Genomic DNA, 13631 nt, shown 5'->3' with positions numbered 1-13631 from the left:
GCACGTACTCTGTAGCCGCTGCCGCAGGCTGCGATCGAGCTGGGCGGCATTCCGACGTAGCGCTCGTAAAACCAGGCAATGCGATCTTCCAGACAGATCGCGGACTCAGGGTTTGCGGCAACTGCATTGCCGATCGCAGCCTCGCGGGGCTCGGTAGCGGCTACAGAGGGACGGTATGACCGACGGCGCTGCACTTTCTCAGTGACGGTTGCGCCGGAAACCCGCAAAATGCAACGATTCTGAGCAATATTCATGGCCAAACCCGCGGGTCTGGCCGATTCAAACCATCGTTCCGAACAGATTGGGCCTGCTGACTCTATGCGAATGCGCCTTATGTTACTGGGCGGCGGAAATGCCCTTGGGCAGGCGCTGATTCGCCTCGGTGCGGAGGAGGACATCGGTTTCCTCGCCCCCCGTCCGCCGCAAGACGGTTGGGATGCCGCGAGCCTGACGCAACTGCTCGACGACACCCGGCCGGATGCCTTGATCAACCTTGCGTACTACTTCGACTGGTTCCAGGCGGAGAGTGTCCCCGAGGCGCGCCTGGCTAGCCAGGAACGGGCGGTCGAGCGGCTTTCCGAGCTGTGCCAGCATCACAACATCATTCTCTTGCAACCTTCCAGCTACCGCGTGTTCGACGGTTCGCGGGCTACCGCCTATAGCGAGAAAGACGAACCGGTACCGCTGGGCTTGCGCGGCCAGGCCTTGTGGCGGATCGAACAGAATGTGCGTGCCACTTGCCCGCAGCATGTGCTGCTGCGTTTTGGCTGGCTGCTGGACGATAGCGCCGATGGCATCCTGGGGCGTTTCCTGGCCCGCGCCGAGCAAGCGGAAGAGCTGCTGCTGGCCGACGACCGCCGAGGCAACCCGACACCGGTGGACGACGCCGCCCGGGTGATCATTTCCGTGCTCAAGCAACTCGATTGCGCCGCGCCGCTGTGGGGCACTTATCACTACGCCGGCCATGAGGCGACCACGCCGCTGGCGCTGGGCCAGGCGATCCTCACCGAGGCCCGCAGCCTGCACCCGCTGGCCATCGAGGCGCCGACTCCCCAGGCCCACGCCGCCCGGCCGGACGCCGCCGAAGAGCCGCAACACGCGGTGCTGGCCTGCAAGAAAATCCTGCACACCTTCGGGATCAAGCCGCGTGCCTGGCGCGCGGCACTCCCGACTCTATTGGATAGGTTTTATCGTCATGGCTGATGGCCCTGTTTTGATCACCGGCGGTGCCGGTTTTATCGGTTCGCACCTGACCGACGCTTTGCTCGCCAAGGGCTACTCGGTGCGGATCCTCGATGATCTGTCCACGGGTAAACCGAGCAACCTGCCGCTGGATAATCCGCGGGTCGAACTGATCGAAGGCGACGTCGCCGACGCAGCCCTGGTGGCGCGGGCGATGGCCGGCTGCCGCGCCGTGGCGCACCTGGCGGCGGTCGCTTCGGTGCAAGCCTCGGTGGACGACCCTGTACGCACCCACCAGAGCAACTTCATCGGCACTCTTAATGTGTGCGAGGCCATGCGCCAGGCAGGCGTCAAGCGCGTGCTGTTCGCCTCCAGCGCGGCGGTCTATGGCAACAACGGCGAGGGTGAGTCGATCGATGAAGACACGCCCAAGGCCCCACTGACACCTTATGCGTCGGACAAGCTGGCCAGCGAGTACTACCTGGATTTCTACCGCCGCCAGCATGGCCTGGAACCGGCGATCTTCCGTTTCTTCAATATCTTCGGGCCGCGCCAGGATCCGTCCTCGCCGTACTCCGGGGTCATCAGCATCTTTTGCGAGCGCGTACAGAAAGGCCTGCCGATCACCGTATTCGGCGATGGCGAGCAAACGCGCGATTTCATGTATGTCGAAGACCTGGTGGACGTGCTGGTGCAGTCCCTGGAAGCACCGCAACTGGAAGTGGGCGCGGTGAATGTCGGCTTGAACCAGGCCACCACCCTCAACCAACTGCTCGAGGCCTTGGGCGAGGTGGTGGGGCAGTTGCCTGCGATCAGCTATGGCCCGGCACGCTCGGGGGATATTCGCCATTCACGGGCGAACAATCAGCGCCTGTTGCAGCGTTTCAAGTTTCCCGAACCAACGCCGATGAGCGTCGGGCTGAAGCGCTTGCTGGGCCTCTGAGTTTTTCCAGCCCATGAAAAAGGCGCCTTTTGAAGGCGCCTTTTTTTTGTACGGCCGATTTAGAACTTGTAGCCCAGGCCGACCATGTAGACCCATGGATCGACGTCCACGTCGACCTTGGCCCGGGTGCCGCCGGCAACCGCGTTGTTGTCCACGTAGGCGGTGGTGTCGATGTCGACGTAGCGCACCTGGGCGTTGATCATCACGTTGTCGGTCAACATGTAGTCGGCGCCGACCTGCCAGGCCAGGCCCCAGGAGTTCTTCGCGCGGAAGTTGTCGAAACCGGCGGCGCTGGCGCGGCTGCCGACGTGCTCGTCATAGATCCAGGTGTAGTTGATACCGGCACCGACGTAAGGCTGGAAGGCGGCCTTGTGGTCCAGTGGGTAGTAGACCAGGCTCAGGGTCGGCGGCAGGTGCTTGAGGGTACCGAGCTTGCCGTTGGCGGCGTCCAGTGAGGTGCCCTTGAGCTTCACGTCATGCTCGAACGGAGTGGCCGCGAGCAGTTCGAGCCCCAGGTTGTTGGTCAGCATGTAGGCGAAGTTCAAGCCCAGCTGGGTGTCGCTGCTCATGGTCGCCTTGCCGCCGAGATTGGCCCCGGCCAGCGGGCCGCGGTCGACCTTGACGTCGCCGCTGTCGGCTTTCGGGTTAACGGTGATGGCGCCGGCGCGAATGATGATATCGCCCGCTTCGTGGGCGTGGGCGAGCGGGGCGGCGAGCGCGAGCGCGAACAGGGGGGCGCTGAGCAGGGACTTGTGCATGGGAGCTCCAAAGGACGATTCGAGTTGGCTAGGTCCAATGGTAGGGATCGTCAAGGAACGAGCTTTGACTCAGCTCAATGAAAACCGGATCAGTGCGTAAACAGGCTAGACGACAGGCAACTGTACTGTTTCGCAAGAACCGGATTGCGTGCGCCGAGGCCATGCGCGGTGCTGCAAAAAGCGCCGCTTCACTCCTGCAATTCGTACACGTAAATCTTCTCGGCCTCCATCTGGTAGCCCGCGTCGGCGATTTCGCTGGTGGACGCCTTGACCTGCATCGGCCCTTCAATCCAGTACGGCTGATACAGCTCGTCGAGCTTTACCCCGACTGCGCTTTTGACATGCACGATCTGGTTCGACGGCGGTGGCGGCACGTGGATGCAGGCGCCGAAATACGGCACCAGCAGAAACTCCGTGGTACGCCCTTCCTCGCTGACTTCCAGCGGCACGATGTAGCCGGGCAGGCGCACCGACAAGCCGTCCAGGCTTTGCACCACCGGTGCGTTGGGCATGTCCTGCTTGGCCGCCGGGGCAGATTCGGCGGCCAGTGCATCGCTCATCTGCGACAGGTCATGCAGCGGCTTCATGTTCGGCACTTCCGCCGGCGCATCCGGCGGGATCATTTCCGACCAGGCCAGGTCCCGGGGTTCGGCGGCCCACAGCGGCAGGGCGACCAGCATCAACAGCGCAAGCAGGGCACGGGGCATGCCGGAGCTCCTCATACTAGAGTTCCTCATAAACGGACGGACAGGCCATCGGCCAGGGATTGTCGGTAGGCGCGCCAGGCCGGCACGCTGCCCATCAGCAGGGCGGCGATCAGGATACCGCCGAGCAGCGTCCACTCATACTCGCTCGGCCAGGACAGCGGCAGGTACAAGCCGTAGGTCGACTGCACGTAACCCTGGGCCAGGGCGATGCCCAGGTACAGCAGGCCCAGCCCGGCGAGCACCCCGAACAGCGCCAGGGCGAAGGCTTCCAGCACCAGCAGCGTGGCGATATGCCAGGGCCGCGCGCCGACCGAACGCAGGATCGCCATTTCCCGGCGACGCTCGTTGAGGCTGGTGAGAATCGCCGTGAGCATGCCGATCAGGCCGGTCAGCACCACGAACAACGACACCACGAACAAGGCCTTTTCCGCGGTGCCCATCAGGCTCCACAGTTCCTGCAGGGCGACCCCGGGCAGGATCGCCAGCATCGGTTCGCCACGGTATTCGTTGATCTCGCGCTGCACGGCGAAGGTGGCGATCTTATTGTTCAGGCCGAGCATGAAGGCGGTGATCGCCTGGGGTGTCAGGTCCATGTTGCGTGCCTGGTCGGCACTGATGCGTCCATTGCCCCGGGCCGGCACGCCGTTGTGCCAGTCGACATGGATCGCCTCCATGCCGCCGAGGCTGATGTGCAGCGTGCGGTCTACCGGGGTGCCAGTGCGCTTGAGAATGCCGACCACGGTGAAGGGTTTGTCGTCGTGCTTGACCAGGCTGATGGCCGCCACGCCATGGGCCAGCACCAGCTTGTCGCCAAGCTGGTAATGCAGGGCCTCGGCAACTTCGGCACCGAGCACCACCTCGAAGGGGTCGCTGGCGAATTCGCGGCCGCTGGCCAGTTGCAGGCTCTGCTGGTGGCCGTACTGGTAATGCTTGAAATAGGCCTCGGTGGTGCCCATCACCCGGTAGCCACGGTGGGAGTCGCCGAGGGAAATCGGGATCGCCCATTTGACTTTCGGGTTGCTGGCGAAGTGTTCGAAGCTGTCCCAGCGGATGTTGTTGGTGGCGTTGCCGATGCGGAACACCGAATACAACAGCAGGTTCACCGAGCCGGAGCGGGCGCCGACGATCAGGTCGGTGCCGCTGATGGTGCTGGCGAAGCTGGCGCGGGCTTCGGTGCGCACCCGTTCCACCGCCAGCAGCAGGCAGACCGAAAGCGCGATGGCGAAGGCGGTGAGGATCGCCGTGAAGCGGCGGTTAGCCAGGCTGGCCATGGCTAGACGGAACAGATACATCTCAGACCTCTGCGGGCGTGGCGGCGCGATTGAGTTCGGCCAGCGACAGGTTGCGATCGAACAACGGCGCCAGGCTCTGATCGTGACTGACGAACAGCAGGCTGGCCCCGGCCTCGCGGCATTCGGCGAACAGCAGGCGGATAAAGGCTTCGCGGGCGTCGTAGTCCAGCGCCGAGGTCGGCTCGTCGGCGATCACCAGTTCCGGCTGGCCGATTAGTGCGCGGGCGGCGGCGACCCGTTGCTGCTGGCCGATGGACAGCGAATCGGCGCGGCGACCGAGCAGCGCGGGATCTTTCAAGCCCAGGTGGGCGAGTAGCGTGGCGGCGGCCTGGTCGACGCTGCCGTGGCGTTGCACGGCGCGGCTGGCGCGCAATTTGGAGAAATGGCAGGGCAGTTCGACGTTCTCGCGTACCGAGAGAAACGGCAGCAGGTTGAACTGCTGGAAAATGTAGCCGGTGTGATCGACCCGGAAGCGGTCGCGGGCGCCGGCGGAAAGTTCGGTCAACTCCTGGCCCAGCAGGCGGATGCTGCCGCGGTCGGGTTTCTGCACGCCGCCGAGCAGGCCGAGCAGGGTGGTCTTGCCGCTGCCGCTGGGACCCTTGAGGAACAGCGTTTCACCCGCCTCCAGGCGAAAGGCCGGGATATCCAGCAACTGTGGATGGCCGGGCCAGCTGAAGCCCAGGTCGGACAGTTCGATAAGTGCTTGGGTCATGGGCATGGGGTCATGAGTGGGTGCTTAATGTAGGAGCGAAGCTTGCTCGCGATGGCGGTTGTCCGGCTTGCATGATTTGTTGGCCGTAATATCGCTATCGCGAGCAAGCTTCGCTCCTACAGGATGGGTGGCTCAGAACTTCAGGCTGGCGGCCTTGGCGGTCGCTTCCACGCCTTGCTGGCCACTTGGCGAGATGAGTTGTACCTGAATTTTCTGGGTGGCGGGGAAGGTCTTGAACACGCCGGCCAGGTCCAGGTTCTTCAGCGCACCCGGCGTGGCGCAGGTGAATTGGTAGTGGGCGTGGATCTCGCTGTGTTCATGGTGATGTTCGTGGCCGCCGGCATCCTTCGCTTGGCCATGGTCTTCGTCGTGGTCGTGAGCATCCGGCTTGTCGCCGAACAGCGGGCTTTCCAGCTCCTGTTGCGCCACCACGCAACCGGCGGCTGGCGGCAGGCTGAACAGCGCCAGCGGTTTTTCCAGCTGGGCGCGCACGGCGGCGACCTTGGCCTTGTCCGCGTCGGTGCTGGCGGCATGTTCGAACCCCACCAGGTTCATCGCCGGGCTTTCCAGTTCCAGCTCCAGGGTCTGGCCGTCCAGTGCCGCGTTCAGGCGCGCCACGCCATGCTCATGCGCGTCGAGGCTGGCGTGCTCATGGTCGTGGTCATGGTCGTGTTTTTCGGCCGCCTGAGCGATGGCCAGGGGCAACAGGGCGAACGGCAGGGCGAGCAGCAGACGACGCATGGCAAGTCTCCGGGGCGAACATGAAATTAATGTTATGTAATCTTATAACAAATGTGCCGGGAGTTTGACCGCCTGCTTGGCGTTGCGCAAGACGCGTGGGAGCATGCTCGTCAGAAACTTTCGGGAGCAGAGCGATGGTGCGGATTCGTGGAAGCATCGGCGAGTGGCCGGTGGATTTGACCCTGGAGCTGGACGAGGGCGATTGGGACCAGTTGAGCGCCCGGTTGGGCACGTCGTTGCAGGCGCCCAAGCCTGAAGGCGGCGCACCGGCGGCCAAGCCGGCCAGCCAGGACGATGCGCTGTGGCAGATCGCCAAGGACCTGCTGCGCAAGGCCGGGCAATTGAGCGGTCCGGATCTGCTGGAGCAATTGGAAGGCCTGACCGGCAGCGCGGCGGCGGGCAAGCGCCTGTTGGTGCGTTTGCGCCATAGCGCCCAGGTCAAGGTGGCGAGCGGCGGTGATACGCCGTTGTACAGCTGGATCGAGTAGCCCAAGACTAAACAGGCCCGCCCTTTGTGGGGCGAGCCTGTTTGCGATAACGCCGGCGCGGCGGTGAGTCAGTACAGCGCGGCGAACAGCTTGCGGCGGTAGCTGGTCACCAGCGGGTGATCGTTGCCCAGCAGCTCGAACACTTGCAGCAAGGTCTTGTGCGGCAGGCCTTCGTTGTAGCTGCGATTGCGGATGAACAGCTTGAGCAGCGCCTCCAGCGCCGCGTCGTACTGCTGGCGCGCCAGTTGCTGGATGGCCAGCTGATACACCGCTTCGTCGTCCTGCGGGTTCTGCGCCAGGCGGCTTTTCAGCTCGGCGCTGTCCGGCAGGTCGGCGGCCTGCTTGAGGAAAGTGATCTGCGCCTTGGCCCCGGCCAGCGCGGCCTTGTGCTCATCGCCGGTGACGGCGTCGAGCACGGTCTGGGCTTCGCCCAGTTCACCGCGTTCGGCCAGGCAGCGGGCATAGAGGATCAGCGCCTTGGCGTTGCTGTTGTCTTCGCCCAGCAGCACTTTCAGCGTGGCTTCGGCATCGGCGATGCGCCCTTCGACGAACAGCGCTTCGGCCAGTTCCAGCGGATCGGCGGCCTTGGGTGGCGGCATCTGCACATGGGGTTCGAGCATGGCCCGCACCGCGGACTCCGGTTGCGCCCCGGCAAAACCGTCCACCGGCTGGCCGTCCTTGAACAGCACCACGGTCGGCAGGCTGCGAATGCCGAAACGGGCGACGATGTCCTGCTCGATATCGCAGTTGACCTTGGCCAGCAGCAGCTCGCCCTGATAGCTCTCGGCGATCTGTTGCAGCATTGGCATCAGCGCCTTGCAGGGCGCGCACCATTCGGCCCAGAAATCCACCAGCACCGGTTTGTGAAACGAGTTCTCGATCACCGACTGGTCGAAGTCGGCGGTGCTGGCGTCGAAAATGTACGGCGTGTCCTGACTCATGGGAGATCTCGAAAAACGTGAATGGGCCAACTATAAGGCTTGGCGAGGGGCCGCTGAAAGCGGGGCATGGGGGGCGCTAGATTGTTTCGCGGGCAAGCCTCGCTCCTACAGGTGCAGCGTGATCTGTCCTTCATCGATCGCGCTGCGCGTGATACAGGCTCACTTCGCGAAATTCCCAGGGCTCGGCCAGATCCGGCAGGGTCAGGGCGTGGAGCATTTCCAGGCGTCGGTACAACGGATGCTGGAAGTCCTTGACCCGGGAGTCCGCCACCAGCGCCTGGCGTCCGCGGCTGAGGAATGCATCCAGCAGCGGCAGGTTGGCGCGGTCGTAGAGCACGTCGGCGACCAGGATCAGATCGAAGCGGTCGGCTTGCTCGAAAAAGTCCGTGGAGTAATTCAATTCAACGCCATTGAGCTCGGCATTTGCCCGGCAGGCGGCAATGGCCAGCGGGTCGAGGTCGCAGGCCACCACTTCCAGCGCGCCGGCCTTCATTGCCGCGATGCCGGCCACGCCGGAGCCAGCGCCGAAGTCCAGCACCCGCTTGCCTTGCACCCACTGCGGCTGCTCGGCGAGGTAGCGCGCCAGCGCCAGGCCGCTGGCCCAGCAGAAACACCAGTACGGCGGTTCGTGGAGAATTCGCCGGGTTTCTTCCGGGGTGAAGGCGCGGTCCATGTTGTCGGCATCGATCAACCACAGCTTCAGCTCGGTTTCCGGCAATGGGCAGGCCACCAACTGGGCATCGCCCAGCAGTTTGCTCAGGGCGTGCTGCAGGTCGAGCGGCGGGGTCATGGCGCCTTGATAAATTGCAGTTGGCCCACGGCCTGGGTGGTTGGCTGAGTGATGCGTTGCGCCGGCAGGTGCAGGATCAACTGGCCGGACTGGCTGGCGCGGCCGCGCAGTTCGACGCGCGCGCCGACCGGGAACACATCGGGATTGAAGCGCAGGCGAAACGGCAGGACCTTGTTGTTGCCGATCAGGTTGCTGCTGGCCAGCAAACGTTGCGGACGGCCGCGTTCGTCGATCACCAGCAGCGCCAATTCCACTTCGGCGCCGCTCGGCACGCCTTGCAAGGTACCGCTCAGTTCCCGCTGGTGGGCGGGCAGAGGGCCGAGGTCGGTGGCTTCCTGGGCTTTTTTCACACTCTGTTGAGGCGGGACAGTGGACTGGACAGGTTTCGGTGCGTCGCTGCTGCAAGCGACCAGCAGGCCGAAAAGGCTGAACAAAACAAGCGATCGTAGTGGCATATGCAGCTCCAACAAGGCGAAATTCCATGTGAAAAACATAATAGTCGGTCTGTATACCGTAAAGGCTATGGCTTGTCTTGCCAGTGGGATGCGCTACCATGGCCCTCCCTTTTTTTGTTGCCTGCCACCATGCACTGTCCCTTCTGCGGTGCCAACGACACCAAGGTCATCGACTCGCGTCTGGTCGCCGAAGGCGAACAGGTGCGCCGCCGGCGTGAATGCCTGGCCTGCGGTGAACGTTTCACCACCTTCGAAACCGCCGAACTGGTGTTGCCGCGCCTGATCAAGACTGACGGCAGCCGCCAGCCCTTCGACGAAGAAAAACTTCGCGCTGGCATGCAGCGCGCCCTGGAAAAACGCCCGGTCAGCGTCGAGCGCCTGGAAGCCGCGCTGGTGCATATCAAGCACAAGCTGCGCGCCACCGGCGAGCGCGAGGTCAAGTCCCTGGTCGTCGGCGAACTGGTGATGGCCGAGCTGCAAAAGCTCGATGAAGTGGCCTATATCCGCTTCGCCTCGGTCTATCGGCGTTTCCAGGATCTCAACGAATTCCGCGAAGAGATCGACCGTCTCGCCCGCGAGCCGGGCAAAGAATGAACCTCTGCGACGAACAGGCGGTGCTCGACGCCCACTACATGGCGCGTGCTCTGGAGCTGGCGGCCAAGGGCCGCTTCAGCACTCACCCCAACCCCCGGGTCGGTTGCGTGATCGTGTGCGACGGCCAGGTTGTCGGCGAAGGCTGGCATGTGCGGGCCGGCGAGCCCCATGCCGAAGTCCACGCCCTGCGTGCCGCCGGGGCCAAGGCCCGGGGCGCCACCGCTTACGTGACGCTTGAACCCTGCAGCCATCACGGACGTACGCCGCCCTGTGCCGATGCCCTGGTGGATGCCGGGGTGGCACGGGTCGTGGCGGCGATGCAGGACCCCAACCCGGAAGTCGCCGGCCGTGGCTTGCAGCGCCTGGCCCAGGCGGGCATCGCCACTTCCAGTGGCGTGATGGAGCAGCAGGCCCGGGCGCTCAACCAGGGTTTTCTCAAGCGCATGGAACATGGCCTGCCGTTCGTGCGGGTCAAGCTGGCCATGAGCCTGGACGGCCGCACTGCCATGGCCAGCGGCGAGAGCCAGTGGATTACCGGCCCGGCCGCGCGCTCGGCGGTGCAGCGCCTGCGGGCCCAGGCCAGCGTGGTGCTGACCGGCGCCGACACGGTGCTGGCCGATAATGCGCGGCTGACGGTGCGTGCCGAAGAGCTGGGGCTGGATGCCGAGCAGACCGCCCTGGCCATGAGCCGTCCACCGTTGCGGGTATTGATCGACGGCCGCTTGCGAGTGCCGCTCGATGCGCCGTTCTTCAAGGCGGGGCCGGCACTGGTCGCCACTTGCGCCGCGGTGGAGGAGCAGTACGCCAATGGCCCGGAATGCCTGATCGTGCCGGGTGCCGATGGCCAGGTGGACCTGCGGCGGCTGCTGAGCGAACTGGCCGGCCGAGGCATCAACGAGGTGCTGGTGGAAGCCGGGCCGCGCCTGGCGGGAGCGTTCGCCCAGCAAGGCTTGGTGGACGAATACCAGATCTTTGTCGCCGGCAAGTTCCTCGGCTCCTCGGCGCGCCCGCTGCTCGACTGGCCGCTGGCGCAGATGAGCGAGGCGCCGCAGCTGAAAATCATTGAAATGCGCGCCGTAGGCGATGACTGGCGAGTCATTGCCATTCCTCTGCCAGCAGCGAGCGTATAATTTCGGGCTTTCGCCACGCGGCGGCCCTGTTCTCGAGGAGGACTCCATGTTTACAGGCATCATCGAATCCATCGGCAGCATCCGCGCCTTGACCCCCAAGGGCGGCGATGTGCGGGTGTATGTGGAAACCGGCAAGCTCGACCTGGGCGACGTGAAGCTGGGCGACAGCATCGCGGTGAACGGCGTCTGCCTGACTGCGGTGGAATTGCCGGGCGACGGCTTCTGGGCCGACGTCAGCCGCGAGACCCTGGACTGCACCGCTTTCCATCAGCTGAAGGCCGGCAGCCGGGTCAACCTGGAGAAAGCCCTGACCCCGACCACCCGCCTGGGCGGGCACCTGGTCAGCGGCCACGTCGACGGCGTCGGCGAAGTGGTGGCCCGGGACGAAAATGCCCGCGCCATCCAGTTCCGCATCCGCGCGCCCAAGGACCTGGCCAAGTACATCGCCCACAAAGGCTCGATCACCGTCGACGGCACCAGCCTGACGGTCAACGCGGTCAATGGCGCCGAATTCGAGCTGACCATCGTCCCGCACACGCTGGCCGAAACCATCATGGCCGACTACCGGCCGGGGCGGCAGGTCAACCTCGAAGTCGACCTGCTGGCGCGTTACCTGGAGCGCCTGCTGCTGGGCGACAAGGCCGCGGAGCCTTCGAGCGGTGGCATTACCGAAAGTTTTCTGGCCGCTAACGGCTACCTCAAATCCTGACTCAAGGGGGTGCCGCGTGGCGCTCAACAGCATCGAAGAACTGGTTGAAGACATCCGCCAAGGCAAGATGGTCATCCTCATGGATGACGAAGACCGCGAGAACGAAGGCGACCTGATCATGGCCGCCGAGTGCTGCAAGGCCGAGCACATCAACTTCATGGCCAAGCACGCCCGCGGCCTGATCTGCATGCCGATGAGCCGCGAGCGTTGCGAGCTGCTCAAGCTGCCTTTGATGGCGCCGCGCAACGGTTCCGGGTTCGGCACCAAGTTCACCGTGTCCATCGAGGCCACCACCGGCGTGACCACCGGCATTTCCGCCGCCGACCGTGCACGCACGGTGCAGGCTGCCGCCGCCAAGGACGCCAAGGCCGAAGACATCGTCAGCCCGGGCCACATCTTCCCGCTGATGGCCCAGCCGGGCGGCACCCTGGCCCGCGCCGGCCACACCGAAGCGGCTTGCGACCTGGCGCGCATGGCCGGTTTCGAGCCGAGCGGGGTGATCTGCGAAGTGATGAATGACGACGGCACCATGTCCCGTCGCGCCGAACTGGAAGCCTTCGCCGCCGAGCACAACATCAAGATCGGCACCATCGCCGACCTGATTCACTACCGGATGATCCACGAACGTACCGTTCAGCGGATTGCCGAGCAGCCGCTGGACAGCGAATTGGGCCAGTTCAACCTGGTGACTTACCGTGATTCGGTGGAAGGCGACGTGCACATGGCGCTGACCCTGGGCAATATCTGCGCCGAAGAACCGACCCTGGTTCGCGTGCACAACATGGACCCGCTGCGCGACCTGCTGATGGTCAAGCAGCCTGGCCGCTGGAGCCTGCGGGCCGCCATGGCCACGGTGGCCGAGGCCGGCAGCGGCGTGGTGCTGTTGCTGGGCCACCCGCTGGATGGCGACGTGCTGCTGGCGCATATCCGCGAAACGGCCGAGCATCAACCAGTGAAAAAGCCGACCACCTACAGCATCGTTGGTGCCGGCTCGCAGATCCTGCGTGACCTGGGCGTGCGCAAAATGCGCCTGATGAGTGCGCCGATGAAATTTAATGCGATATCCGGTTTCGACCTGGAAGTTGTAGAATACGTGCCCTCTGAATAAAAGCCGGCTGTTGCGGGCTTGAAATTCGCGGTTCAAATATCATCAGTGAGCGCGTAGTGAACGCGCTCCGGCTCTTTAAGAGATTTGTCGAATGACCCTGAAGACCATCGAAGGTACCTTCATCGCCCCCAAAGGCCGCTATGCCCTGGTGGTCGGCCGTTTCAACAGCTTCGTCGTCGAAAGCCTGGTCAGCGGCGCCGTTGACGCCCTGGTCCGTCACGGCGTGAGCGAAAGCGACATCACCGTGATTCGTGCCCCTGGCGCCTTCGAGATTCCGCTGGTTGCGCAGAAAGTCGCGCAGAAAGGCGAGTTCGCAGCGATCATCGCTCTGGGCGCGGTCATTCGTGGCGGCACTCCGCACTTCGAATACGTGGCTGGCGAATGCACCAAGGGCCTGGCCCAGGTGTCCATGGAGTTCGGCGTACCGGTGGCCTTCGGCGTACTGACCGTCGACTCGATCGAGCAAGCCATCGAACGTTCCGGCACCAAGGCCGGCAACAAAGGTGCTGAAGCTGCCTTGTCCGCTCTGGAAATGGTCAGCCTGCTGGCGCAGTTGGAGGCCAAGTGATTAGCGACGAAAGCGATCGTTTCAACCCGCGCGATCCGAAACCTGCGGACGCTGGCAAGCCATCCAAGAGCGCCAAGCGTCGCGAAGCCCGTCAGCTCGCGACCCAGGCGCTGTATCAATGGCACATGGCCAAGCACTCGCTGAACGAGATCGAAGCGCAGTTCCGGGTCGACAACGATTTCACCGACATCGACGGTGCTTACTTCCGTGAGATCCTGCACGGCGTACCGGCCAACAAGAACGAGATCGACAAAGCTCTCGCCCCTTGCCTGGACCTCACCATCGAAGAGCTGGACCCGGTCGAACTGGCGGTTTTGCGCCTGTCCACCTGGGAGCTGCTCAAGCGCGTCGACGTGCCATACCGCGTTGTGATCAACGAAGGTATCGAACTGGCCAAGGTCTTCGGTTCCACCGACGGCCACAAGTTCGTCAACGGTGTACTCGACAAGCTGGCCCCGCGTCTGCGTGAAGCTGAAGTGAAGGCCTTCAAGCGCTGATCAGCGCTTGCAGCTG

General features: G+C 64.1%; 17 protein-coding genes. 9 read left to right on the top strand and 8 right to left on the bottom strand.

Annotated features, from left to right (window positions below; genetic code table 11):
- The first annotated feature begins 318 nt into the window (after nucleotides 1–318).
- Entirely contained in the window at nucleotides 319–1203 is an 885-nt protein-coding gene (locus BLV20_RS27380) for a sugar nucleotide-binding protein (protein ID WP_092305554.1), read from the top strand.
- Nucleotides 1196–2125, top strand: a complete 930-nt coding sequence (locus BLV20_RS27375; RefSeq protein WP_092305530.1) for an NAD-dependent epimerase/dehydratase family protein — start codon at nucleotides 1196–1198, stop codon at nucleotides 2123–2125. The genes BLV20_RS27380 and BLV20_RS27375 overlap by 8 nt, the downstream gene beginning before the upstream one ends.
- A gap of 59 nt (nucleotides 2126–2184) precedes the next feature.
- Here the strand turns inward: BLV20_RS27375 and BLV20_RS27370 are convergent, their stop codons facing one another.
- The 5 genes from BLV20_RS27370 to BLV20_RS27350 all read right to left on the bottom strand — a co-directional run bounded on the left by BLV20_RS27370 (nucleotide 2185) and on the right by BLV20_RS27350 (nucleotide 6335).
- Nucleotides 2185–2883 carry an OmpW/AlkL family protein gene (locus tag BLV20_RS27370; RefSeq protein WP_092305529.1) on the bottom strand — a complete coding sequence of 233 codons (699 nt, stop codon included), beginning with the start codon at nucleotides 2881–2883 and terminating at the stop codon, nucleotides 2185–2187.
- 188 nt (nucleotides 2884–3071) lie between these two features.
- A complete protein-coding gene (locus BLV20_RS27365) occupies nucleotides 3072–3590 on the bottom strand; it encodes a DUF3299 domain-containing protein (RefSeq protein ID WP_092305528.1) in 519 nt (172 codons plus the stop codon).
- 26 nt (nucleotides 3591–3616) lie between these two features.
- A complete protein-coding gene (locus BLV20_RS27360) occupies nucleotides 3617–4882 on the bottom strand; it encodes an ABC transporter permease (RefSeq protein WP_092305527.1) in 1266 nt (421 codons plus the stop codon).
- 1 nt (nucleotide 4883) lies between these two features.
- Nucleotides 4884–5594: an ABC transporter ATP-binding protein gene (locus BLV20_RS27355; RefSeq protein ID WP_092305526.1), complete on the bottom strand. Its 711-nt coding sequence runs from the start codon at nucleotides 5592–5594 to the stop codon at nucleotides 4884–4886.
- A 132-nt stretch (nucleotides 5595–5726) separates the two neighbouring features.
- Nucleotides 5727–6335 (bottom strand): DUF2796 domain-containing protein, encoded by a 609-nt coding sequence (locus tag BLV20_RS27350; protein ID WP_092305525.1) that lies wholly within the window; start codon nucleotides 6333–6335, stop codon nucleotides 5727–5729.
- Between the two features lie 134 nt (nucleotides 6336–6469).
- Between BLV20_RS27350 and BLV20_RS27345 the strand changes: the two genes are divergently transcribed.
- Nucleotides 6470–6823, top strand: a complete 354-nt coding sequence (locus tag BLV20_RS27345; protein WP_092305524.1) for a hypothetical protein — start codon at nucleotides 6470–6472, stop codon at nucleotides 6821–6823.
- Between the two features lie 68 nt (nucleotides 6824–6891).
- Here the strand turns inward: BLV20_RS27345 and trxA are convergent, their stop codons facing one another.
- From trxA to BLV20_RS27330, 3 genes are all read right to left on the bottom strand, one after another.
- Entirely contained in the window at nucleotides 6892–7764 is an 873-nt protein-coding gene (gene trxA / locus BLV20_RS27340) for a thioredoxin (protein ID WP_092305523.1), read from the bottom strand.
- Between the two features lie 130 nt (nucleotides 7765–7894).
- Nucleotides 7895–8554, bottom strand: coding sequence for a class I SAM-dependent methyltransferase (locus tag BLV20_RS27335; RefSeq protein WP_092305522.1), 660 nt, complete (start codon nucleotides 8552–8554; stop codon nucleotides 7895–7897).
- Nucleotides 8551–9009 carry a hypothetical protein gene (locus BLV20_RS27330; protein ID WP_092305553.1) on the bottom strand — a complete coding sequence of 153 codons (459 nt, stop codon included), beginning with the start codon at nucleotides 9007–9009 and terminating at the stop codon, nucleotides 8551–8553. Before BLV20_RS27330 ends, BLV20_RS27335 begins: the two co-directional genes overlap by 4 nt.
- A gap of 129 nt (nucleotides 9010–9138) precedes the next feature.
- Here BLV20_RS27330 and nrdR point away from each other — a divergent pair, with 129 nt between their 5' ends.
- The 6 genes from nrdR (at nucleotide 9139) to nusB (ending at nucleotide 13615) form a co-directional block, all read left to right on the top strand.
- Nucleotides 9139–9603, top strand: coding sequence for a transcriptional regulator NrdR (gene nrdR, locus BLV20_RS27325; protein WP_007924133.1), 465 nt, complete (start codon nucleotides 9139–9141; stop codon nucleotides 9601–9603).
- Entirely contained in the window at nucleotides 9600–10733 is a 1134-nt protein-coding gene (gene ribD / locus BLV20_RS27320) for a bifunctional diaminohydroxyphosphoribosylaminopyrimidine deaminase/5-amino-6-(5-phosphoribosylamino)uracil reductase RibD (protein WP_092305521.1), read from the top strand. Before nrdR ends, ribD begins: the two co-directional genes overlap by 4 nt.
- A 46-nt stretch (nucleotides 10734–10779) precedes the next feature.
- Nucleotides 10780–11442 carry a riboflavin synthase gene (locus BLV20_RS27315; protein WP_092305520.1) on the top strand — a complete coding sequence of 221 codons (663 nt, stop codon included), beginning with the start codon at nucleotides 10780–10782 and terminating at the stop codon, nucleotides 11440–11442.
- A gap of 16 nt (nucleotides 11443–11458) precedes the next feature.
- Entirely contained in the window at nucleotides 11459–12550 is a 1092-nt protein-coding gene (gene ribBA / locus BLV20_RS27310) for a bifunctional 3,4-dihydroxy-2-butanone-4-phosphate synthase/GTP cyclohydrolase II (RefSeq protein ID WP_092305519.1), read from the top strand.
- Nucleotides 12551–12641: 91 nt separating this feature from the next.
- Nucleotides 12642–13118, top strand: coding sequence for a 6,7-dimethyl-8-ribityllumazine synthase (ribE, locus tag BLV20_RS27305; RefSeq protein WP_007924117.1), 477 nt, complete (start codon nucleotides 12642–12644; stop codon nucleotides 13116–13118).
- Nucleotides 13115–13615, top strand: coding sequence for a transcription antitermination factor NusB (gene nusB, locus BLV20_RS27300; protein WP_092305518.1), 501 nt, complete (start codon nucleotides 13115–13117; stop codon nucleotides 13613–13615). The genes ribE and nusB overlap by 4 nt, the downstream gene beginning before the upstream one ends.
- Nucleotides 13616–13631 lie beyond the last annotated feature (16 nt).

Origin of the sequence: Pseudomonas sp. NFIX28, from assembly GCF_900107395.1 — a bacterium.
Lineage (GTDB): Bacteria > Pseudomonadota > Gammaproteobacteria > Pseudomonadales > Pseudomonadaceae > Aquipseudomonas.
This window is presented reverse-complemented; position numbering and strand designations above follow the sequence as displayed.